Source organism: Mesorhizobium sp. WSM3859, from assembly GCF_002295065.1.
Classification (GTDB): Bacteria; Pseudomonadota; Alphaproteobacteria; order Rhizobiales; family Rhizobiaceae; genus Mesorhizobium.
In genome coordinates this window covers 284,004-306,683 of record NZ_NSGG01000003.1, presented here as the reverse complement: position 1 = coordinate 306,683, position 22,680 = coordinate 284,004, and the positions used below count along the sequence as shown (strand labels likewise).

The window sequence follows — 22,680 nt, the reverse complement described above, 5'->3', positions numbered from 1 at the left end:
TTGCCTCAATTCGGGACGCAAAAGTTAACAGCCCCCGTCGCGCTCTGTGCGCAACCCTCTCACAAGCTGTGAATCCTCGGTGGGTAAGCTGTGGATAACACCATATCTAGGGGTGAACAAACCGGGAAACTTCCTGCATCTCTGATTCGTCGCCGATTCGTTCTGGCTTTGGCCGAAATGTTAACGGCGGAGGGCGAAAACCTTACCCGAATCGTTAAAAGCGATTAAGAAAAATCAACAAATTCATAACCTTGACGACGGTCCTCGAATCGACCGCGACCTTCACCGACAAAAGTTAACGACGGCTCGATCCCGGCGGAGGCAAAGCATGAATCGGGCCAGTTTCCCGATTCAGCATGTGGTGAGACTCACCGTCAAAAAATCCACATATAGCCGTGAACAAAACCTGAATCAGACCGAGTCAGCGATTCGTCGCTGATTCGTTCCAGACTCGTTCCACCCGTTAACGCCAGGCGGTTTTGACCGGGTCCGCCGATTCCCGCCAGCCCAAAAGAACATTCCGCTTTCGCTCGGCGTCCTAAATCCCTATGTGTCGGCTGTCACACGCGGCGGCGCCGCCGCGCGCCGACCAGAAGCGGCAGAAACACTTAATTCCGAGCCGATGAATATCCAGCCGAAACACTCCCAGCCGCTGATCCTTTCGGGCCGCGACGTGACGGCCGTGCTCGGCCCCACCAACACCGGCAAGACCCATCTCGCCATCGAGCGCATGGTTGCGCATGAGAGCGGCATCATCGGCCTGCCGCTCCGGCTGCTCGCCCGCGAGGTCTATGCCCGCGTCTGCGAAAAGGTCGGCGCCCACAAGGTGGCGCTGATCACCGGCGAGGAGAAGATCGTCCCTGCCGGCGCGAGATATTCGGTCTGCACCGTCGAGGCGATGCCGCGCGAGACCGACGCCGCCTTCGTCGCCATCGACGAAGTGCAGCTCGCCGGCGATCTCGAGCGCGGCCATATCTTCACCGACCGCGTCCTGCATCTGCGCGGCCGCCAGGAGACGCTGCTGCTGGGTGCGGCCACCATGCATGGTATCCTGCAGAAGCTCTTGAAGGGCGTATCGGTGGTGACCCGGCCGCGGCTGTCGCACCTTGCCTATGCCGGGTCGAAGAAGCTGACCCGGCTGCCGCGGCGCACAGCGATCGTCGCTTTCTCGGCCGACGAGGTCTATGCCATCGCCGAGTTGATCCGCCGCCAGCAGGGCGGCGCGGCCGTCGTGCTCGGCGCGCTTAGCCCACGCACCCGCAACGCGCAGGTGGAGATCTTCCAGTCCGGCGACGTAGACTATCTCGTCGCGACAGACGCCATCGGCATGGGGCTGAACCTCGACCTCGAGCACGTCGCCTTCGCCCAGAACCGCAAGTTCGACGGTTACCAATACCGCAACCTCACCGCCGCCGAGCTCGGGCAGATCGCCGGCCGCGCCGGCCGGCACCTGCGCGACGGCACGTTCGGCGTCACCGGCCAGGTCGACCCGTTCGACGACGATCTGGTCGCCAAGATCGAGGCGCATGATTTCGACCCGGTGAAGGTGCTGCAATGGCGCACCGCCGATTTCGATTTTTCCAGCCTCGACGCGCTCAAGCGCTCGACTGAGACCAATGCGCCGGTCGAAGGGCTGACCCGCGCACTGCCGGCTGTCGACGCGCAGGCGCTGGAGCATCTGTCGAAGGACGGCGACATCCGCGCTTTGGCCACCGGCAAGGAGCGTGTCGCGCTGCTCTGGGAAGCCTGCGCGCTCCCCGACTACCGCAAGATCGCGCCCGCCCAACACGCCGATCTCATCGCCTCCATCTATATGGACCTTGCGCGCCATGGCCATGTCGATGAGAATTACATGGCCGAGCAGGTGCGGCGCGCCGACACGACGGAAGGCGATATCGACACGCTCTCCCACCGGATCGCGCAGATCCGCACCTGGACTTTCGTCTCCAACCGCCCTGGATGGCTGGCCGATCAGCTACACTGGCAGGAAAAGACGCGCGAAATCGAAGACAGATTGTCGGATGCGCTGCATGAGCGGTTGACGAAACGCTTCGTAGACCGCAGGACTTCCGTCCTCATGCGGCGCCTTAGAGAAAATACCATGCCTGAAGCCGAAATCAGCCCAACCGGAACCGTCCTCGTCGAAGGCCATCATGTCGGTGAGTTGCAGGGGTTCCGCTTCACCGCCGACCAAAGCGCCGGCGGCGAGGACGCCAAGGCGGTGCGCACCGCCGCTCAGAAGGCGCTCGCGGCCGAGTTCGACGCGCGCGCCGAACGATTTGCCGCCTGCGCCAATGGCGACCTGGCCTTGGGCTCCGACGGCGTCCTGCGCTGGATCGGCGCGCCGATCGGCACGCTGGTCGGCGGTGACGAGGCACTGAAGCCGCGCCTGGTCCTGCTTGCCGACGAGCAGCTGACCGGCCCTGCCCGCGACAAGGTCGCGGCGCGCGCCGAGCGTTTCGTCAATTTCCAGATCGAGTCGCTGCTGAAGCCGCTGGTCGATTTGAAGAATGCCGACCAGCTCACCGGTATCGCACGCGGCATCGCCTTCCAGCTCGTCGAGCATTTCGGCCTGATCAATCGCCGCGACATCGCCGAGGAGATGAAGTCGCTCGATCAGGAAGGCCGCGCGGCGCTGCGCCGGCTCGGCGTGCGCTTCGGCGCCTACCATGTCTTCGTGCCGGCGCTGATCAAGCCGGCGCCGGCCGGTCTGGTGACCCTGCTATGGGCGCTGAAGAACGACGGCAAGGACAAGCCGGGCTTCGGCGATGTGGTGCATGCGCTGGCTTCTGGCCGCACCTCGGTCGTCATCGACCCGGCCTTCGACAAGACCTTCTACAAGCTCGCCGGCTATCGCAATCTCGGCCGCCGCGCCGTGCGCGTCGATATCCTCGAACGGCTTGCCGACCTCATCCGTCCGGCGACCAACTGGAAGCCCGGCCTCGGCCAGCGTCCTGACGGCGCCTATGACGGCCACGCCTTCATGGTGACGCCGCCGATGATGTCGATCCTCGGCGCCACCGCCGACGACATGGAAGAGATCCTCAAGGGTCTCGGCTATCGCGCCGAGGCGAAGCCTGCCGCCGAAGTGAAGGCGAAGCTCGACGCGCTGGACGACGCTGTCCGTGAACAGGCTGCCGCCAAGCTGGCGACTGAAGAAGCGGCGCGTGCCGCGCAGGCAGCGGCGGCCGAAGTTGCGACGACGGACACGGTTGCCGAGACATCGGCCGAGGGTTCGGAGCCGGCCGCCGTCGAACCGGTAGCCGAAGCTCCGGCTGAAGCCGTTGCGGAAGCGGCAGCGGAACCTGTCGCGGGAGAGCCGGCAGAGGTTCCGATCGAGGTCGCGGAAGAGGCTCCGGCTGTGGAAGAGACCGAAGCGGTGGACATTGCTGCAGCGACCGAGTTGGCCGCAAGCGCCGACGCGCCCACCTCTCCCTCGATGGAGGAGGTCGCGGCGCGAAGCGACGCGGGTGGGGGTGACGGCGGCGACGATACAGGCAGTGCCGATGCCACCGAAGCCGGCGCTCCCCCCTCCCCGGCGCTGCGCGCCGACCCTCCCCACGAGGGGGAAGGTGAAAGCAGCGCGCCCGCAGCCGAAGCAGAGGAACCGAAACCTGTCCTTCTGTGGCGCCAGGCGCGTTTCGACCATCCGCGCCAGCGCCAGCGCCACGACAACCGTCGCGACAATCGCCCGCGCGGTGGCCAGCCCGCGCGCGAGGCGGGTGCCGCAGGCGGCCAGCCCGGCGACCGGCCGGCCCATGAAGGCCGCCGCGAGCAGAGCGACGGCGCCGGCAAGCCGCGCTTCGACCGCTCGAAATTCAAGCCAAGGCCGGATGCAGGCGACCGCCGCGAGGGCGGTGAACGCCGCGAAGGCAGGCCGCAAGGCGAGCGCCCGGATCGCCACGAGGGGGGCCGCCGCGACGGCCGGCCCGACTGGAAGGGCAACCGGCAGGACGGCAAGGGCAACGCTCCGGGCGGCAAGCCGGCCTTCCAGGGCAAGCCGCGCGAAGAGCGCCCACAGCGCTTCGATCCGGATTCGCCCTTCGCCAAGCTCGCCGCCTTGCGCGACCAGCTGAAGAAATAACCTCGGCCGGTTGCAATGGTTGGAGAAGGCCGCCAGCGCATCGACAAATGGCTGTTCTTCTCGCGCGCGGTGAAATCGCGCTCGCTGGCGGCGAAGGTCGTCGTCGCCGGACGCGTGCGCATCAATCGCGACAAAGCAGCGCAGGCCTCCGATCTGGTGAAGCCAGGCGACGTGCTGACCATCACGCTCGAGGGCCGTATCCTGGTCTGGAAAGTGGTGAGCTGCGGCACGCGGCGCGGGCCGGCCGATGAAGCGCGCCTGCTCTACGAGGACATGTCGCCGGTACCCACGCCCAAAGGCGAGGCCGTTGCGGACGCCATTCCGGCGCTGCGCGAGGCCGGCAGCGGCCGCCCGACCAAACGCGAGCGCCGCCAGACTGACCGTCTGCTCGGCGACGATTGAGACATAACCGGCCTAGGGCGTAGCTGGAGCAATTCCGCGAAAACTGCGCGGCGATCAGGCTCGATGACCTCGATCCGCTCTTCCGGCCGGAATTCCTTTCCGGCCCTCCGGCTCCGCCGGCAATCCCTACCCTTGCATGCGGCGGGCAAAGGCGTTACCTCAGCCAAAAAGCCCAACAAAATGGGACGTTCCGGAGCCTGCAATGACCTATGTCGTGACCGACAATTGCATCAAATGCAAATATATGGACTGCATCGAGGTCTGCCCGGTCGACTGTTTCTACGAGGGCGAGAACATGCTCGTCATCCATCCCGACGAGTGCATCGACTGTGGCGTGTGCGAGCCCGAATGCCCGGCGGACGCGATCAAGCCGGACACCGAGGGCGGTCTCGACAAATGGTTGCAGATCAACGCCGAATACGCCGAGAAATGGCCGAACATCACGGCCAAGAAAGAACCGCCGGCCGACGCCAAGACCTTTGATGGCGAGGCCGGGAAGTTCGAGAAATATTTCTCGACCGAACCCGGCGAGGGTGATTGATAAAGAGGCCGATATCGCTGGCATGACGCCGCGTAACGGGGCCGATGCAAATACTGTCTTGACAGGCAGCGCTGCCGCTTGGCGTTAGCGAACGCGGCAAAACCTTGATTCTTCCGACTTTTTGTGTTACATAAGCTAAACATGCCGGTGACACGACGTCGATTTATGGCGCTAACGCCCCAAATCACTGAAAGGTGAGCTTTTAAATCCGGACCAGAGCGATCTGGGGCAGGCGGTCGCATTTGTGCGATATGCCGGTCCCCTGCTTTTCCGGTGGGTTCATCCTGTTGCGACGGCTAACGGTCGGCTATCGCCGGCCCCATGGGTTCGCGCCGGCATGATGCCGGCGGCACAACTAAGGAGTTCAGGGCGTAATGGCAACGATCACCCCGCAGAAGAAGTCCACCGCGGCCCGCCACGGGTTCAAGACCGGCGAGTTCATCGTCTATCCGGCGCATGGCGTCGGCCAGATCGTGGCGATCGACGAACAGGAAGTTGCGGGTCACAAGCTGGAACTGTTCGTCATCGATTTCCAGAAGGACAAGATGCGGCTGAAGGTGCCGGTCGCCAAGGCGACCTCGATCGGCATGCGCAAGCTGTCGGAAGAGGATTATGTCGACCGCGCGCTGAAGGTCGTGCAGGGCCGCGCCCGCATCAAGCGCACCATGTGGTCGCGCCGCGCCCAGGAATATGATGCCAAGATCAATTCCGGCGACCTGATCTCGATCTCGGAAGTCGTCCGCGACCTCTACCGCGCCGACAACCAGCCGGAGCAGTCCTATTCCGAGCGTCAGCTCTATGAAGCCGCGCTCGACCGCATGGCCCGCGAGATCGCCGCGGTGAACCGCATGTCGGAGACCGAGGCGGTGCGCCTCATCGAGGTCAACCTCAACAAGGGCCCGAAGCGGGGCGCCAAGGCCGACAACGAAGAATCCGAACAGGAAGAAGCTGCCTGAGCTTTTTCCCCTTTAAGTCACGAAGAACCCGGCCTCGTGCCGGGTTTTTTGTCTGTGGACTTCTCGCATACGGCACCTCTCACCAGCCTCGGCTTCGCTCGGCCGACCTCTCCTCGAGGGGAGAGTAGGCTACCAGCGCCGACGCCAAGCTCTTCTCCCCATGGGGCCGCGGAGCGGCCGGATGAGGGGGCTGCCATGTGCAATTGGCTCACAAAGTGGGAAGTAGGAGGCTCAGCCTCCCCCTTCCTTCTGTGCCTCTTCCTGACGCAATGAGGCAATAAAGCGTTTCGTCCGCTCGCGCTCCGGACTGTCGAACACGACCGAGGCCGGACCCTTCTCGATGATCGCGCCGGCATCGAGGAAGACGACCTCCTGCGCGATCTTGGAAGCGAGCCTGAGATCATGCGTGGCCATCACCATGGTCGTGCCCTCGCGCGCAAGCTGCCCAAGCACGTCGACCACTTCCTGCGCCAGTTCCGGATCGAGCGCCGAGGTCGGCTCGTCGCAGAGCAGCACGCGCGGCGACGGCGCCAACGCGCGGGCGATGGCCACGCGCTGCTGCTGGCCGCCCGATAGCGTCGCCGGCCAGGCATCGACCTTGTGCGCCATGCCGACCTTTTCGAGCAGCGCCATCGCCCGCTCGCGCGCTCTCGGCTCGGGCCATTTCAGCACCGTCACCAGCCCTTCCATGACATTCTCGATCGCCGTGCGATGCGGGAAAAGCTGGAAGTTCTGGAACACCATGCCGGTCTGCAGGCGGATGCGCTGGATATCTTTTGACGGCACCTTGCCGCCCGGATGGAACGCAAGCGTCTCGTCGCCGATGCGCAAGGAGCCGGAAGTCGGGATCTCCAGCAGGTTGATGCAACGCAGCAGCGTGCTCTTGCCCCCGCCGGAAGGGCCGACCAGCGCCGTGACGCTGCCTTCGTCGATGCTGACGGTGACGCCCTTAAGGACGAGGTTGTCGCCAAAACGCTTCTCGATATTGGTGAGGCCAATCATGCGTTGGCCTCCAGGAAGCCGCCATAGCGGTTGAGCCGCACCTCGAGCCGTGCCTGCAGCGCCGACAGCACCGAGCTCAGCGCGAGATAGAGCGCCGCCGCCTCGACATAGAGGATCAGCGGCTCGTAGGTGGTGGCGACGATGCGCTGCGCGGCCTGGAACATCTCGGGCACGGTGATGGCTGCCGCGAGCGAGGTGTCCTTGACCAGCGAGATGAAGGTGTTGGAGAGCGGCGGCACCGCGACGCGCCCCGCCTGCGGAAGGATGGTGCGCCGCATCGCCTGGCTCCAGGTCATGCCGATCGAATAGGACGCCTCCCACTGGCCTTTCGGCACCGAGCCGATGACGGCGCGGACGATCTCGGAGGTGTAGGCGCCGATGTTGAGCGTGAAGCCGATCAGCGCCGCGGGAAAGGCATCGAGCAGGATGCCGACCGAGGGCAGGCCGTAGAAGATCAGGAAGAGCTGCACCAGGAGTGGCGTGCCGCGAAAGATCCAGACATAGAAGCGGACCAGCGCGACCAGCGGCTTCGGGCCGAACAGCCTGATCAGCGCCGTCGCCAGTCCGGCGATGAGCCCCAGTGCGAAGGACAGAAGCGTGAGCGGCACGGTGAAGATCAGCGCCGCCCACAATAGTGTCGGCAACGATTCCAGCATCAATTGCAGCCAGTGCGGCACGGGGCGCTTCTCCCTTCCAGATACGGCGGCGCGTTCCCCCGTATGGACTGACTATCATGCAAAAACCGGCGAGCCGTCAAAGACGGCCCCGAAGAGTGTCGTGTTAAAAACGGCGGGCCGTCGAAGACGGCCCGCCGGAATTCAGGCAAAAGACTGTTCGGCTTACTGCGAAACGTCCTGGCCGAAATACTTGTCGGCGATCTTCTTGTAGGTTCCGTCGGCCTTGATGTCGGCCAGCGCCTTGTTGATGGCCGCGACCAGTTCCGGATCGCCCTTGCGCACGATGACGCCGGAATAGTCGGCATTCTCTTCCTGCGCGGCGATCTTCACATTGGCGTCCGGCTTGTGCTTCTTGAAGTCCAGGAAGGACAGGCTGTCGTTGATCGTGGCGTCCGCACGGCCGGTGAGCAGAAGCTGGATCGACTGGTCGAAGCCGTCGGTGCCGACCAGTTCGGCGCCGTTCTTCTCGGCGAGCTTGCCGAAATTCGAGGTCAGCGACTGCGCCGACTTCTTGCCCTTGAGATCGGTGAAGGTCTTGATGTCGGTGTTGTCGCCGCGCACAATCAGCACCGCCTTCGAGGCGATATAGGGATCGGAGAAATCATACTTGGCCTTGCGGGCGTCGGTGATCCCGACCTCGTTGATGACGGCCTCGTAGCGGTTGGCGTCGAGGCCTGCGATTAGACCGTCCCACTTGCCTTCCAGGAACTCGACCTTGACGCCGAGCTTCTCGCCGATCGCCTTGGCGATCTCGACATCGAAACCGACCAGCGCATTGGATTCGTCATGATAGGTGAAGGGCGCATAGGTGCCTTCAGTGCCGACCTTGAGCACGCCGGCCTGCTTGATCTGGTCGAGATTGGCGCCGGCATGGCCGGTGGTGACCGCCACCTGCAGCGTCCCGGCGATGAGGAGCGACTTAAGCCATTTCATTTTTCTGTGATCCCGTTTTGACCGGTGGCCCGGTCCGATTGTGAGAGCCGAAAACTGACAGATAGAAGGTTGCGAAATAAGGAACCAGATTTCAAAAATCTGTCTCCTCAGAAATCTGATCCTCAAAATCACCCGATAATCCGCTAAGCGGCATTCGGGGGCCGCTAACGGAATGTTCCCACCGGCAACATTTGCCCCCTCGGGCGGCGGAACCATCCATGCGCCTGACACGTTGCATGGCTGTTGTAGGGCGCGGCGGCGTCTTTTCAACCGTCGTATGCGCAATCGCCGCCAACAGGAGCCGGCATGATCGAGGACGCGGCAGGACGGACCCTGGTCCGGGCGGCAATGAAGGCTCCCTATCTCGAGCGCGACGAAGAGCATGTCCTTGCGCTGCGCTGGAAGGAAGAGAACGACCAGCACGCCCTGCATCGGATTACCGTCGCCCACATGCGCCTGGTCATCTCCATGGCCTCGAAGTTCCGCCACTACGGCCTGCCGCTCGGCGACCTGATCCAGGAGGGCCATGTCGGCCTCCTTGAGGCTGCGGCTCGTTTCGAGCCCGCGCGCGAAGTGCGCTTCTCGACTTATGCCACATGGTGGATCCGCGCCTCGATGCAGGATTACATCCTGCGCAACTGGTCGATCGTGCGCGGCGGCACCAGCTCGGCGCAGAAGGCGCTGTTCTTCAATCTGAGGCGCTTGCGCGCACGGCTTGCCAACGGCGCCGAGCCGCTCTCCAATGCCTCGCTCTACCGCGAGGTCTCGGCGGCGCTCGGCGTTCCCGAAGCGGACGTGGCGATGATGGACTCACGCCTGTCCTCACCCGACAGTTCGCTCAACGCGCCGCTTGCTGACGAGAACGGCGCCGCCGAGCGGATGGATTTCCTGGTCTCCGAAGACCCGCTGCCGGACGAGATCGTCGGCGAAAGGATCGATGTCCAGCGCCGCGCCCTCTGGCTGAAGAGCGCGCTTGGCGCGCTCAATGCCCGCGAGCTTCGCATCATCGAGGAGCGCAGGCTGAGCGATGACGGTGCCACGCTGGAATCGCTGGGCGAACAGCTCGGCATCTCCAAGGAGCGCGTCCGCCAGATCGAGGCGCGAGCCATGGAAAAGCTGAAGCTTGCGCTGGTGAAGCAGAACCCGGAATTTCTGGCAGAAGCTGCCTGAGAGAAGCAGATAGAAGCCGGTATGTTAGTCAATAAATTTATTAAATAGACATGCACTGAAGATTTTGCCGATATTATTTTCGTAAAATCTGCGAACACTGTGAATTTCCTGACATAAAATCGCGGCGCAATCAGCCTTGTTGAAGCCTCCACGTCTTTACGAATGGGGGATTTGCCATGCTGCGATGCTGCGTGTTTCTTGCGGCCTTGATGCTCGTGAGCCTCACGACCCTCGAGGCTCATGCCGATCGAAGGGTTGCTCTCGTGATCGGCAATTCACAATACCGAGAGATTCCGGCGCTCAAGAATCCGGACGGGGACGCCGAGGATATATCGAACACCTTCCGGCAGGCCGGCTTCGAGGTTTTCGCGGCCAAGGACCTCACCAGGCTTCAGTTCGAAGAGCGGTTCCGCAACTATCTGGCTGCGGCCGACGGCGCCGATCTGGCGGTCGTCTACTATTCCGGCCACGGCTTCCAGATTGGTGGCGAGAACTTCCTGATCCCGGTCGACGCGTCGCTGAGGGACGCGGCCGACATGGAGGTCCAGGCCATCAAGGTCGACGACATATTGCGGCAGCTGCGCTCGAAATCGAAGATCCAAATGATCATCCTCGACGCCTGCCGCAACGACCCGTTCCCGCGCAAGGACTATTGGCTGCGCGACCAGCTGATCGTCGCAGACGGCAGCGGACTTGCACAGGTGACAGGTTCGCAGAACACGCTGATTGCCTTCGCCACCGAGCCGGGGGCCGTCGCCTATGACGGATCCGGCGCCCTCAGCCCGTTCTCGTCATCCTTCTCCCGCCGCGCGCTGGCGCCGAACCAGGAGGTACGCTCGGTCATGGCGGCCGTGCGCCGCGATGTGGTCAAGGCGACCAACGGCAAGCAGGTTCCGTGGGAGAACTCCTCGCTGATCGATGACGTCGTGCTGATGCGCGGCACGGAGCAACCCGTGCCACCGCCACCCGACACCGAACAGGGCCAGCAGGTGGCGGAGCGCGGAATCCAGGTCGCCGCTGCCGCCGAAGCGATCGGCAATCGCGACGTCGGTGTGCCGGTCGGCGTCGGCCCGGTTCCGCTCAAGCTGGATTTTCCAGCTAGGGATGCTTCGGTCAGCCTCAAGCTTGCGCGCTATCCGGCGACCGGAACGTTGTCTTTGCCCGATCGCGTGCTTTCGCCGCAATCGAGTCTGAGCGCTGCCGAAGTCGACAAATTGCGCTATGAGCCGCAGATCGGTTCGGCCGCTCCCATTGAAGTCGGCTTCGATATCCGGGCAGGCAACGCGGCGAGGCAGACGACGATGAAACTGTCGCCGAATGTCGACCCCTGCGACCAGGCCGCGGGCGAGCCGCTGGACCTGCAAGGCATCGTGCCGGGCCGATTGCCGAATGAGATCGGCGGCGGGGCTGTCGAGGCTTGCGAGGCGGCGGTGAAGTCCTACCCCGACATTGCGCGCTTCCGTTACGAGTTGGGGCGTGCGCTGCTGGCGTCAGGCAAGATCGACGAAGCCAGGCAGGCCATCCAGGAGGCCGCTGACAAGGGACATATCCGCGCCCAGTTCGCGCTCGGCTCCATCGCCTCTTCCGGGGCGGCTGTCGACTTCACGAAGGCGAACGACCTCTATTCGAAAGCGTCCGACAGGGGAGATCCCTACGCCATGGCCGTCTGGGGACGCGCATTGTTCAACGGCCTCGGCGTCCAGCGCGACACCGGCAAGGGATTGGACTTTCTGCTCCAGGCAGCGGCGATGGGGCACATCGATGCCATGAAGGAGCTTGCGGTGATCTTCAAGGAAGGCCGCAACGGCGTGCCCGCCGACCCGGTGCGCGCGCTGGCTTTCCTCAAGGCGGGCATGGAGCGGCAGGACGTCTATTCGATGGGCATCCTCGGTCTTCCGGCGCGCAGCGCACCCGTGGTTATGGCGTGCAAGGTTCCGCCGAAGGTCATCACGAAGATAAAGGTGGTCCGCGTGCCCGTGTCAAAGCCGGAGACCGTCACGCCGACAATTCCAACAGTGCCTGAGGTCAAGCCGATGCCAACGGAAACCGGGCGGGCATCCTGGAGTGGCGGCAGCCAATATAGCGGCGCCGCTCGCACGAGAGGCGGCAAGACCGCGGAAGGTAAAAGTGAAGGTAAAAGTGAAGGCAAAGGTGATGGCGAAGGTGATGGTGGCGGCACCGGCAGTGACGGCTAGAGCAATTCCAGGAAAAATGTGAGCGGTTTTCCAAAGGGATAAAGCGGTTCGCCGTTTCCGTGAACCGGCGAACCGCTCCAGTGAGGACAACAGCTCCGGCCGAGCGATCGTCCAAAATCGCCGGCTCGCCGGTGGGTCGGAATTTGCGATTCGCTACTTGTCGGTGACGATCTTGACCTTGTCGCCGGCCGATACGCTGGCACCCGGCGACATGGCGTTGAGCACCCTGAACAGATCGAGCTTGCGGTCGACGCCGACCATCTGCGCGGCGAGCGAACCCATCGTCTGGCCGGCCTGGACGGTGACGACCCGGATATGCAGGGGCTTCAACGCAGCCTTCTCGGCCGGGCTCAGCACCCGGAAGGAGCCGCTGACCGAGCGCGCCACCGGATCCAGCGACACGCTGGCCGAGGGCGCGGCCGTCAGCAACCTGTAGACCTGCCCGCCGGCGCGGATGACCGCGATGTCGAACTGCCAGCCTTGCGCGCTGGCATGCGCCATCGCCGCCTCGTTGCCGTTGATCGTGTCCTGGCGAACGCTGGCGTCTTCGAGCCCCGCCACCCAGCCGCTGCGGATGTAATCGGGGAGCGACACCGACTTGTCGATCGCCACGCCGTCGAAACGGATGGCGATGTCGCCCGGCCCGGTCGCGGTGACTGCGGCCGCCGAATTGTCGATGACGAAACCGTCCGGCACGGTGAAGGAGACACCGAGCTTGGGGTGCATGAAGGTCTGGCCGCGCACATAGCCCTCTTCCGGCGTGTCGCCGTAAAGCAGGCCGTCTATGCCGGCCAGAAATGCGTCGCGGTCGCGCGTGCCGACGCCGGGCGGGCCGAAATTGCGCGCAAGGCGCTGTGCCAATTCGATGCGCTGCGGCGTGTTGGGATGCGTCGCCAGGAAGTCGAGGCTGGCGTCGGTGGCGCCGCTGACCGAGCGGAAATCGGTATAGGCCGACATCGACTGCAGGAAGCGGCCGGCGGCATAGGGATCATAGCCCGCCTCGCCGATCGACTTGATGCCGATGGCGTCGGCCTGCAGTTCCTGGTTGCGCGAGAACTGCGCGAGCCTCAGCTTTCCGCGGATGAGCGCCGCCTTGGCGGTCGGGCTGTCGCCGAGCACATCGGAAACCACTTTGGTCGCCAGACCTTCCTCGGCTTCGAGTTGCTGCCGCTGCAGCCCGTGATTCGCGGTGACGTGGCCCATCTCGTGCGCGATGACGGCGGCAAGCTCGGAGGAATCGTTGGCCAGCGCCAGCAGCCCGCGCGTCACATAGAGATAGCCGCCCGGCAGCGCGAAGGCGTTGACGTTGGGCGAGTTGAGGATGGTGATGCGGTAGGTCTGGGTCGGGTTGGCCGACACCACCGTCAGATTTCCGACGACCTTGGCCACCATGCGTTCGAGCTTCGGGTCGGAATATTCGCCGCCATAGGTGGCGAGAATGCGCGGATGCTGCGCCTTCGCCATCTCGGCGAGCTTGGCGTTGGCGACGACATTGTCGACGGTGATCGGCTTATCGGAAGGCTGGAAGCCGCTCTCTTGCACGTCCGGCGGCGTGAACATCTGACAACTTGCCAGCACGGCAACGCCTGCCAGCGCGAACAATCGTGCAAGCGGCCTCATCCACACTTTCTCAGCGCCGGTCGACAGATCGGCTTCCTTTCGAAATCTTTCGGCAAATCACGGCCCCGCCGGACCAGCATGGCCGACCTAGCCATACTCCCCCGGACAAGGCAAGCAAACGCCGGATCACCCGTTGCAGGTTTGGCCGTAAATTATGTCCGCTTCCGGGCAGTATGTTGTGATCCGGCAACGGTGCCGCCTCGATCGCCGATATAGCGCCGGAACGCATCCGGTCCAGACCGATCGAAGAAATCGTCGGCCGGTCCGGTCGCCGCGATCCTGCCTTCATCGAGAAATGCCACGTCCTGGCCGATGCGGCGCGCATCTTCCGGCTGATGGGTGACGAACAGCACCGTCATTTTGCGCTCGGCATGAATGCCGGCGAGAAGGCCGAGCATGTCCTCGCGCAGCGCCGGACCGAGCGACGCGAAAGGTTCGTCGAGCAGCAATACAGGCCGGTCGCGCAGCAGCACCCGCGCCAGCGCGACGCGCTGCCGCTCGCCGCCGGAGAGCTCGCGCGGCAGCCGCCTTTCCTTGCCGGCAAGGCCGACACGCGCAAGCGCCCCGGCGACGGCGGCGCGATCGGCATCGCCGAGCTTCAGCGACGGCGAGCGGCCGAGCCCGACATTGGCTTCGACCGTAAGATGCGCGAACAGGTTGTTTTCCTGGAACACCATCGACACCGGTCGCGCCGAGGGCGGCACGTTGCCAAGATCGATGCCGCCGATCAGCACCTTGCCGGCATCGGGAGATTCGAAGCCGGCTATCAGATTGAGCAGTGTCGACTTGCCGGAACCGCTCGGCCCCATGATCGCGGTGATCCTGCCGGCCGCGAACCCGGCATTGAAGCGGAAGGAAGATTCGCCATAGCTGAACGACACGTCTTCGAGTGCGACGGTCAGCGCCTTCCGTGCCGCGATGCCGTTGTCCGTCGATGTCATGCTTTTGCTTCTCGACCCAGCCAATCGGCGACAATCACCAGCATCAGGCAAACAAGGCCGAGCAGCAAGGCAAGTCCCGCCGCGTCCGCGGTCCGGTAGCTGCCCATCCGCGCGAGCAAAAGATAGGGCAAGGTCTGCACGGAATCGCTCCCGAACAGCGCGATCACGCCGAGATCGCCGAGCGACAGCGCCATGGCGAAGGCGAAGCCGGTCGCGAGCGGCCGCCTGAGCGACGGCCAGTCGATCAGGCTGAGCCGGTTCCAGCCGGATATGCCGAGCGCCAGGCAAAGCCGCTCATGGCGTTCGCTTGCCGCGTCATAGGCCGGGCGGATGGCGCGGATGGCGAACGGCATTGCCATCACCGCGTTGACGGCGACGACCATGACCGGCGCGATGGCAAAGACATCGGTGACGCCGCGCAGCGCCAGGAACCAGCCGGCGCCAAGCACGATCGGCGGCACGACGAGCACGAAGCCGGCGCCGGTGTCGGCGGCATGTTCGAGCAGCGACATGGCGCTGGGGGAACGGCGACGCAAGGCCAATGCGCGCCGCGCCGCGATCAATGCCAGCGACAGCGACACGCTGAGCAGTGCCGCGAGCAAGGCGAGGCCGGCGCTGGTGAGCGTCGCGCGGCGCACCGCTTCCTCGCCCGCCAATCGGCCGAGATCGGCCTGAAGGCCCGAAACCACCGTCGCCACCATCGGTCCGGCGACGAACAGCAGGGCGAGCGCGATGAGGCCGGCATTCAGCACGCTTTCGATCCGGCCCGCCGAAAGGTAGCGGCGCGGCGCCACCGGCAGATTGGCATCGGCAACCGTGTTGGCGCCAAGCCGCGTGAGAGCGGCGACCACGACGAAGGTGAGCGCGATCTGCAGCAGCGTCAGCACCACCGCACGGGCCGGGTCAAAATCGAAGCGCAGCGCCTGGTAGATGGCGACCTCGAGCGTCGTCGCGGCCGGCCCGCCGCCCAGCGTCAGCACGATGGTGAAGGAGGTGATGCAGAGCATGAAGACCAGACCGGCGACGCCCGGCAGGGCCGCGCGCAGCACCGGCCATTCGATCAGCCGGAACGCCGGCCGGGCGCCCATGCCGAGCTGGCTCGCCAGCCGCCACTGGTCGGCCGGAATCGTGCCCAGCGCCTCGAGGAACAGGCGCGTGGCCAAAGGCAGGTTGAAGAAGACATGCGCGACAAGGATGCCGGAGAGGCCGTAGATGCCGGGCCATTCCCCGCCGCCAAGCCCGGCGAAGACGCCGGCGAAATATCCGGCGCGACCGTAGAGCGCCAATATGCCGAGCGCGGCGACGATGGCCGGCAATGCCAGCGGCACGGTGAACAGCTGCAGGATCAGGCGGCGGCCCAGGAAGTGCGGATGCCGCGACAGGGCGCGCGCCACCAGCAGCGCCGGCGCGACGGATAGCAGCGTCGACAACAGCGACTGCCAGAGCGTGAAGCGGGCGACGCGGAAGAGGTAGCCGTCGAAGGCGGCGGTAGCGTCGGAGAGATTGTGCGCGCCTTCGAGGATCAGGCCAGTGAAGGCGCCGCCGATGAGCACGGCGATGGCCGCGAGCGCGACGACACCGGCGGTGACACGGGAGTCACGCGCGGAGTGCACGCCGCACCATGCGGGCTTGAGCCAGGCAACGCCGCGTTGCTTCGCGCCCCCCTCTGGCCTGCCGGCCATCTCCCCCACAAGGGGGGAGATCAGCAGCGTCCGCGCTTCGCTCATCCCTGCAAGGTTGCCAATTGGCGAAACCGCCGATGACAGCCGATCTCCCCCCAAGTGGGGGAGATGTCCGGCAGGACAGAGGGGGGCGCCGTAGAGCGGTCATCTCACGCGATTGGCCTCAAAGCCTACTTGCTCATCACCGCCAGCCATTCATCCACCCACGCCTTGCGGTTGGCCGCCACCTCTTCCGGGCTGAACAGCAGCGTCTTGGTTGGCTTGACCAGTCTGTCAAAGGCCGGATTGAGCGGCTTGTCGGTCTTGCCGGCCGGGAACATCCAGTTGGTTTCCGGGATGACGTCCTGGAATTTCGGCCCGGTCATGAAGGCGATGAATTTTTGCGCCAGCGGGTTCTTCGCGCCGGTCGTGGTGATGCCGGCAACCTCGATCTGCAGGTATTCGCCTTCCTCGAAAGAAGCCGCCTGGTAGCGCTCGGTGTTCTCGGCCACTATGTGATAGGCCGGCGATGTGGTGTAGGAGAGCACCATCGGCGCTTCGCCCTTGGTGAACAGGCCATAGGCCTCGCTCCAGCCCGGCGTCACCGTCAGCACTTTCGCCTTGAGCTTGGCCCAGGCCTCCGGCGCCTTGTCGCCATAGACCGACTTCACCCAGAGCAGAAGACCGAGGCCGGGCGTCGAGGTGCGCGGATCCTGGATGACGATCTTGTCGGTGCCGGCGCCCTCGACCAGGTCTTTCAGGCTCTTCGGCGGGACTTTTAGCTTCTGCGTGTCATAGACGACGGCGAAATAGCCATAGTCGAAGGGCACGAACGCATCGTCGCTCCAGCCACCGGGCACATTGATGCCGGAGACTTCGCCATGCGGCGCGAACAGGCCGCTCGCCTTGGCGTCCGCCGTCAGATTGGTGTCGAGGCCGAGCACGATATCGGCCTTGGTGCCGGCGCCTTCCAGCTTGACGCGGTTGAGCAATGCGACGCCATCGGCGACCGAGACGAATTCGAGGTCGCAGCCGCACTCGGCCTCGAATTCCTTCTTGACCGCCGGGCCTGGCCCCCAATCGGCGGTGAAGCTTTCATAGGTGTAGACGGTGAGCTTGTCCTTCGCGGCGGCAGGCGCAACGCCCGCCAGAAGCGAAACAAGGCCTGTTGCGAGAACTATACGGGACAGTATCGCGCGCATCGGCGCCTCCTTCGTTCGAGTGACAAGGAATTGAGGCGCCGGATGGTCCGAAACGTCTAATCCCTCCGCCGGTACAAACCGGATCAGGTTCAGCGGGTTGGCTTTTCGCCTCTCAGCCGGATCTCACGTCCGGCACCCCGTTAGAGCGCCCAGACAGATAGGCCCGGCCGAAGCGGCGCGCAAGCGGAAGTTTGCCGGGCAGCTAATGTTCGGGGAAACCGAAGCTCGGGCCGTGCGGCTTCCGTTTCGCTTGGAGGGCTGGTAAGGCGACGGCCATGGGCACATTCACCATCCTGCTTGGCGGCGAGCTTATCCGCACGCCCCGGCTCGAACGCCAGATCGAAGGTTCGCGCGTCATCGCCGCCGACGCCGGTATCGGCCATGCCCGCATGCTTGGCCTGGTGCCGGAGCTGTGGGTCGGCGATTTCGACTCGGTGCCGGCCAACCTGCCGGATGACCTTGCCGCCGTTCCGCGAAAAGTTTTTCCGGCCGAGAAGGACATGACCGATGGCGAGCTCGCCATCGCGGAGGCGATCGCACTCGGCGCCACGAGCCTCGTGCTGGCCGGCGCCTTCGGCGGCAAGCGCGCCGACCACGCCTTCCTGCATCTGGCCCTCGCCGTGCGGCTGGCCGAGGCGGGCACGATCGTGCTGCTGACGAGCGGCGCGCAGGAAGGCGTTCCCGTTCTGCCGGGCAGCGCCGGTTTCGACTATGCGGACGGCACCTTGTTTTCGGTCCTCGGCTTCTCTGACCTGTCCGGCCTGACGGTGACCGGCGCCAAATGGCCGCTCGAACGCGTCGAGGTGGCGTTCGGCTCCTCGCTCACTATATCAAACGAGGTCAAAGGGCGGCTCGGCATCGCGCTGGAGCGCGGCCGGGCGCTGCTTCTGGCCCACCCCTATCCTCTTCCCGAAAGCTGACACCCCAGACATGGCGCCGCCACTTCTCAACCTCGACGGGATAAAACTGACCTTCGGCGGCACCCCGCTGCTCGATGGCGCGGCACTCAGCGCGTCCGCCGGCGAGAAGATCGCGCTGGTCGGCCGCAACGGCTCGGGCAAGTCGACGCTGCTCAAGATCGCCGCCGGGATGATCGAGCCGCAGGACGGCGAAGTGTTCCGCCAACCTTCGGCGACCGTTCGCTATTTGCCGCAGATGCCGGATATGGACGGCTTCGCCACCGTGCGCGCCTATGTCGAGGCCGGCCTCGGCCCGGCCGACGATCCGCACCGCGCCACCTATCTGATGGAGCATCTCGGCCTCACCGGCGAGGAGCGCCCGAACGACCTTTCCGGCGGCGAGGCGCGCCGCGCTGCCCTTGCCCGCGTCATGGCGCCCGAACCTGATATCTTGCTGCTCGACGAGCCGACCAACCATCTCGACCTTTCCGTGATCGAATGGCTGGAAGAAGAGCTTGCCCGCACCTCTTCAGCGGTGATCCTGATCTCGCACGACCGCCGCTTTCTCGAGCGCGTCACCCGCGCCACCGTCTGGCTCGATCACGGCCAGACGCGGCGGCTGGACAAGGGCTTTGCCCATTTCGAGGAATGGCGCGACCAGGTGCTGGAGGAGGAAGAGCGCGAGCAGCACAAGCTCGGCCGCCAGATCGTGCGCGAGGAGCACTGGCTGCGCTACGGCGTAACCGCCAGGCGCAAGCGCAACATGCGCCGCCTCGGCGAATTGCAGACGATGCGCCAGCGTTTCCGCAGCCATCGCGGCACCGAAGGCACCGCCACCATGGTGGCGAGCGACGCCGCCGAATCCGGCAAGCTGGTGATCGAGGCCAAGAGCATCGACAAGAGTTTTGGCGACCTGACCGTGGTCAAGGGTTTTTCGACCCGCATCCAGCGCGGCGACCGTGTCGGCCTAGTCGGCCCGAACGGCGCCGGCAAGACGACATTGCTGAAGATGCTGACCGGGGAGCTGGCGCCTGATGCCGGGACCGTGCGTCTCGGCGTCAACCTGGAGATCGCGACGCTCGACCAGAAGCGCGAGGCCGTCGATCCGGCCGCGACCCTGGCGCATTACCTCACCGACGGGCGCGGCGAGAACCTGCTGGTCAATGGCGAGCAGCGCCACGTCGTTTCCTACATGAAGGATTTCCTGTTCAAGCCGGAGCAGGCGCGCACGCCCGTGCGCGAGCTTTCCGGCGGCGAGCGCGCGCGGCTGCTGCTGGCCCGGGTGCTGGCGCGGCCGGCGAACCTCCTGGTGCTCGACGAGCCGACCAACGATCTCGACATGGAGACGCTGGAGCTGCTGCAGGAACTGGTCGCGGGCTTTGCCGGAACCGTGATCCTGGTCAGCCACGATCGCGATTTCCTCGACCGCACCGTCACCAGCGTGATCGCGCCGGATGGCAACGGCCGCTGGATCGAATATGCCGGCGGCTATTCCGACATGCTGGCGCAGCGCGGCGGCTCGAAGCTGGAAGACCGCAAGACAAGGTCGAAAGCCGAGACCGCCGAAGCTTCGCCGAAAGCCGAACAGGCAGCACCCAAGGGCCCGGCGAAGAAGCTCTCCTTCAAGCAGAAGTTCGCGCTGGATTCCTTGCCGAAGAAGATTGAGGCGGTGACAGCCTCGATCTCGCGGCTGGAGAACAACATCGCCGACCCCGCCTTCTATGAGCGCGACCCCGTCTCGTTCCAGAAGACCATCGCCGCGCTCGACAAGGAGCGCACGACGCTCGCCGCGCTCGAGGAAGAGTGGCTGGAGCTTGAGATGCTGCGGGAGGAGATGGAGGGGTAGCACCCTCATTGCGCCTACGCACTGATGCGCATAAAGTATGCGCATGTCGAGGTGATGTCATGCGCAAGATCGCGACGAACGCAAATCGCCAGCCAGCTAATCTGTCGATCGATTCTCAGCTCATGGCGGAAGCCAAGGGGCTCAACGTGAATGTATCTCGCGCAGCTGAGGCCGGCATAGCGGAAGCGGTTGCTGCGGAGAAAACGCGGCTGTGGAAGCTCGAGAACCGCTCGACGATGGACGCCTGGAATGATTATATCGACAAGCACGGCATCCCGCTCGCCGAGCATCGGCAATTCTGATGGCGCGCTATGACGTCTTCGCCAGCGGCATCGAAGGCGGCTATCTGCTCGACGTTCAATCCGACCTGCTCGACCACTTCAAGACGCGGGTGGTCGTTCCGCTTCTGCCACTGACCTCGGCGCCTTCGCCGATGCGCAAGCTGCATCCGGTCTTTGAGATCAACGGCCGGAAGCTGGTGATGGCCACCCACCTCATCGCGACGGTGGCCGCGACCGAACTCGGCGAAAACCGAACCAATCTTGTGAGCCGCCACGACGACATCGTCGCGGCGCTCGATATGCTCTTTCAAGGCTTTTAAGGCGCCTGTTTTTAGGCAATCCCGGACGGAAAACCGCTCACACTTTTCCTGGAATTGCTCCTCACCCCGACGTCTTCGCCGCCCAGGCCTTCAGCGCCTCATCGAAGACCTTCTCGCCGGGGATGCCCTTTTCCATGGTCAGCAGCGCGCGGCGTCCGGTCTTGTAGACCACCGGCACGTCGATCCAGGACTGCCCCCGAAGCAGCGTCAGGTTGGCATCCTCGTCGGCCTTGGTGTCGTTGAGCGCGACGAGGAAGAAGCCGTCGGCGATCTTGGCCGGGATGCCGATCAGCGGGCTGCCGGCATCCTGCTCCGAGCTCTTCATGGCGATGCGCAGGATGTTGTCGACGCCGCCGCCGTCAAACCCTTCCGGCGTCAGGAAGATCATCCCGATGATATGGCTGGCCGGCAGCGTCTGGTCGGTGTTGCGCCGGATCGTCATGCGCAGCTGGATATTCTTGCCCGGGATCGTCGCCTCGGCGCGGATCGCCGGCTCCGGCGGCAGGTCGCCGCCTGGCGATTCCTGCACCAGGGACCACACGATGCTGCCGGGCTCGGCCGTGCCCTGCTGGGTGCTGGTGCGCTCCTCGTAGAAGATTGCCTTCTGGCCGACCGGCACGGTCGGCTCGGCGGTCGCCGGCGCTGGTGTGGCCGGTGTGGTGCCCGCGGCCGGCGGCGTTGCTCCGGCGGCGGGCGGCGTGGCGCCGGCCGCGGGGGGCGTCGTTGCCGCATCAGCCGCCGGCGGTGTGGTTCCGGCAGCCGGCGGGGTCGGATTGGCCGCGTCGGTCGCCGGCGCCGCCGGCGTTGTTCCCGCGGCAGGCGCCCCGGGCGTTTGCGCGGCCGCAGCGGGCGGGGTCGTCGCTGGCGCCGTTGCCGGCGCGGCCGGCGGGCGCGAAGTCAGCGCCGCGACGGATTCACCCTCGCCGATCGTGGCTTGTCCGCCGGCGGGACCAGGATCGGTCTCCTTGCCCTCGGGCGTCAGGCGCTGTGTGAACTTGGTCGTGTCGGCGGACTCGCCGGTAGCGGCCGGGGCCGGGGCCGGGGCCGGCGCGGCCGCCGTCTCGGTCGCAGGCTTCGCTGGGGCGGGCTTGACCAGCGGTTCGGTCGAGACCGTCTTATTGCCGTTGCCGCCAAGGCCGAAGAGCGAGCCGAACGCGCTCTTATTCAGCCATATGCCGTAACCGCCGCCGGCCAGCACCAAAAGCGCGATGACGGCGGCGATCAGACCGCCATAGCCGCGCTTGCGTTGCGGCTGAGGCCGCAGCCGTTGGAAAGTATCGGCCGCCGGCTGCTCGTCATTGGCAAAGACGTCGCTGCCGTCGTCAGCATCGGCGGCATCCATGCCCGCGAGGCCGACATCGTCCTCGCGCGGCGACGGCATCGGCGGTGGCGGCGCTTTCTGCCAGGCAAGCTCCTGCTTTGCCGCGGCCTGCCAGCTCGGCTCCGTCCTTGCACCGCTCTGCCAGGACGGCTCGGCCTTGGCAGGGCTTTGCGGCGCCGGCTCGGCCTTAGGCGTGCTTTGCCAGCTCGGTTCAGTCCTGGCGGGCGTCGGCGCCGTTTTGAACGGCTCGGATTTGAACGGATCCGGCTTGGCCGGCGCGGGCGCCGCCGGCTGGCGGGCATGGCTCGGCTGGTTCTTGTTGCGGTCGATGGAGGAGAAAATATGCTCCAGCTCCGCTAGCGGATCCTCGGCCGGAGGGCGTTTAGCGTAGTCGCGCTCGACACTGGAAATGGCATCTTCCAGCGAGCGCTTCTGCTTGCTGACGACATCCGGCGCAAGCGGCGGGGAATACTCGGCGAGCTTCTTCGCCAGCACCGCGCGGGCACCGTCGTATATCTGCTTGCGCACCTCGAACGAAGGATCCGCCTTCTTCTCGAGCTGCTTTTTCAGAACACTAACGAAATCTGCCATGCGTCAGGTGACCTGCATTCTTTTCCCGCCGGCCGCAA

At 65.0% G+C, this 22,680-nt stretch carries 18 protein-coding genes and 1 riboswitch; of the genes, 10 read left to right on the top strand and 8 right to left on the bottom strand.

Annotated features, from left to right (window positions below; genetic code table 11):
• Positions 1-622 precede the first annotated feature (622 nt).
• The 4 genes from CK230_RS08335 (at position 623) to CK230_RS08320 (ending at position 5,983) form a co-directional block, all read left to right on the top strand.
• Positions 623-4,084 (top strand): helicase-related protein, encoded by a 3,462-nt coding sequence (locus CK230_RS08335; RefSeq protein WP_095816708.1) that lies wholly within the window; start codon positions 623-625, stop codon positions 4,082-4,084.
• A 15-nt stretch (positions 4,085-4,099) separates the two neighbouring features.
• The gene (locus CK230_RS08330; protein ID WP_095816707.1) at positions 4,100-4,486 is read left to right on the top strand and encodes an RNA-binding S4 domain-containing protein; all 387 of its coding nucleotides are present in this window, start codon (positions 4,100-4,102) and stop codon (positions 4,484-4,486) included.
• A gap of 202 nt (positions 4,487-4,688) precedes the next feature.
• Positions 4,689-5,027, top strand: a complete 339-nt coding sequence (fdxA, locus tag CK230_RS08325; protein ID WP_095816706.1) for a ferredoxin FdxA — start codon at positions 4,689-4,691, stop codon at positions 5,025-5,027.
• Positions 5,028-5,401: 374 nt separating this feature from the next.
• The gene (locus CK230_RS08320; protein ID WP_095816705.1) at positions 5,402-5,983 is read left to right on the top strand and encodes a CarD family transcriptional regulator; all 582 of its coding nucleotides are present in this window, start codon (positions 5,402-5,404) and stop codon (positions 5,981-5,983) included.
• 231 nt (positions 5,984-6,214) lie between these two features.
• Here CK230_RS08320 and CK230_RS08315 read toward each other — a convergent pair whose 3' ends face one another.
• From CK230_RS08315 to CK230_RS08305, 3 genes are all read right to left on the bottom strand, one after another.
• Positions 6,215-6,985, bottom strand: a complete 771-nt coding sequence (locus tag CK230_RS08315) for an amino acid ABC transporter ATP-binding protein (protein ID WP_095816704.1) — start codon at positions 6,983-6,985, stop codon at positions 6,215-6,217.
• Positions 6,982-7,662, bottom strand: coding sequence for an ABC transporter permease subunit (locus tag CK230_RS08310; RefSeq protein WP_095816703.1), 681 nt, complete (start codon positions 7,660-7,662; stop codon positions 6,982-6,984). The genes CK230_RS08315 and CK230_RS08310 overlap by 4 nt, the downstream gene beginning before the upstream one ends.
• Before the next feature lie 162 nt (positions 7,663-7,824).
• Positions 7,825-8,595, bottom strand: a complete 771-nt coding sequence (locus CK230_RS08305; RefSeq protein ID WP_095816702.1) for an amino acid ABC transporter substrate-binding protein — start codon at positions 8,593-8,595, stop codon at positions 7,825-7,827.
• Between the two features lie 306 nt (positions 8,596-8,901).
• Here CK230_RS08305 and CK230_RS08300 point away from each other — a divergent pair, with 306 nt between their 5' ends.
• Together CK230_RS08300 and CK230_RS08295 are read left to right on the top strand one after the other, a co-directional pair.
• Positions 8,902-9,765 carry an RNA polymerase factor sigma-32 gene (locus CK230_RS08300; RefSeq protein WP_042647759.1) on the top strand — a complete coding sequence of 288 codons (864 nt, stop codon included), beginning with the start codon at positions 8,902-8,904 and terminating at the stop codon, positions 9,763-9,765.
• A gap of 176 nt (positions 9,766-9,941) precedes the next feature.
• Positions 9,942-11,960, top strand: a complete 2,019-nt coding sequence (locus tag CK230_RS08295; protein WP_095816701.1) for a caspase family protein — start codon at positions 9,942-9,944, stop codon at positions 11,958-11,960.
• 153 nt (positions 11,961-12,113) lie between these two features.
• On the opposite strand, the gene CK230_RS08290 is transcribed toward CK230_RS08295, so the two are convergent.
• The 4 genes from CK230_RS08290 to thiB all read right to left on the bottom strand — a co-directional run bounded on the left by CK230_RS08290 (position 12,114) and on the right by thiB (position 17,384).
• Positions 12,114-13,580, bottom strand: a complete 1,467-nt coding sequence (locus tag CK230_RS08290) for a M48 family metalloprotease (protein ID WP_095816700.1) — start codon at positions 13,578-13,580, stop codon at positions 12,114-12,116.
• 152 nt (positions 13,581-13,732) lie between these two features.
• Positions 13,733-14,521 carry a thiamine ABC transporter ATP-binding protein gene (gene thiQ, locus CK230_RS08285; protein WP_095816699.1) on the bottom strand — a complete coding sequence of 263 codons (789 nt, stop codon included), beginning with the start codon at positions 14,519-14,521 and terminating at the stop codon, positions 13,733-13,735.
• Positions 14,518-16,248, bottom strand: a complete 1,731-nt coding sequence (thiP, locus tag CK230_RS08280; RefSeq protein WP_245429858.1) for a thiamine/thiamine pyrophosphate ABC transporter permease — start codon at positions 16,246-16,248, stop codon at positions 14,518-14,520. The genes thiQ and thiP overlap by 4 nt, the downstream gene beginning before the upstream one ends.
• A 125-nt stretch (positions 16,249-16,373) precedes the next feature.
• Positions 16,374-17,384 carry a thiamine ABC transporter substrate binding subunit gene (thiB, locus tag CK230_RS08275; RefSeq protein WP_095816698.1) on the bottom strand — a complete coding sequence of 337 codons (1,011 nt, stop codon included), beginning with the start codon at positions 17,382-17,384 and terminating at the stop codon, positions 16,374-16,376.
• Between the two features lie 43 nt (positions 17,385-17,427).
• Positions 17,428-17,534: riboswitch (TPP riboswitch) on the bottom strand.
• Between the two features lie 125 nt (positions 17,535-17,659).
• Here thiB and CK230_RS08270 point away from each other — a divergent pair.
• The 4 genes from CK230_RS08270 to CK230_RS08255 are packed head-to-tail and all read left to right on the top strand — an operon-like array spanning position 17,660 to position 20,730.
• Positions 17,660-18,304: a thiamine diphosphokinase gene (locus CK230_RS08270; RefSeq protein WP_095816697.1), complete on the top strand. Its 645-nt coding sequence runs from the start codon at positions 17,660-17,662 to the stop codon at positions 18,302-18,304.
• Between the two features lie 10 nt (positions 18,305-18,314).
• Positions 18,315-20,129, top strand: coding sequence for an ABC-F family ATP-binding cassette domain-containing protein (locus tag CK230_RS08265; RefSeq protein WP_095816696.1), 1,815 nt, complete (start codon positions 18,315-18,317; stop codon positions 20,127-20,129).
• Between the two features lie 59 nt (positions 20,130-20,188).
• Positions 20,189-20,431 carry a type II toxin-antitoxin system CcdA family antitoxin gene (locus CK230_RS08260; protein ID WP_095816695.1) on the top strand — a complete coding sequence of 81 codons (243 nt, stop codon included), beginning with the start codon at positions 20,189-20,191 and terminating at the stop codon, positions 20,429-20,431.
• Positions 20,431-20,730, top strand: coding sequence for a CcdB family protein (locus CK230_RS08255; RefSeq protein WP_095816694.1), 300 nt, complete (start codon positions 20,431-20,433; stop codon positions 20,728-20,730). The genes CK230_RS08260 and CK230_RS08255 overlap by 1 nt, the downstream gene beginning before the upstream one ends.
• Positions 20,731-20,791: 61 nt before the next feature.
• Here CK230_RS08255 and CK230_RS08250 read toward each other — a convergent pair whose 3' ends face one another.
• On the bottom strand, positions 20,792-22,642 hold the full coding sequence (locus CK230_RS08250) for a hypothetical protein (protein ID WP_095816693.1): 1,851 nt from the start codon (positions 22,640-22,642) through the stop codon (positions 20,792-20,794).
• Positions 22,643-22,680: the final 38 nt, after the last annotated feature.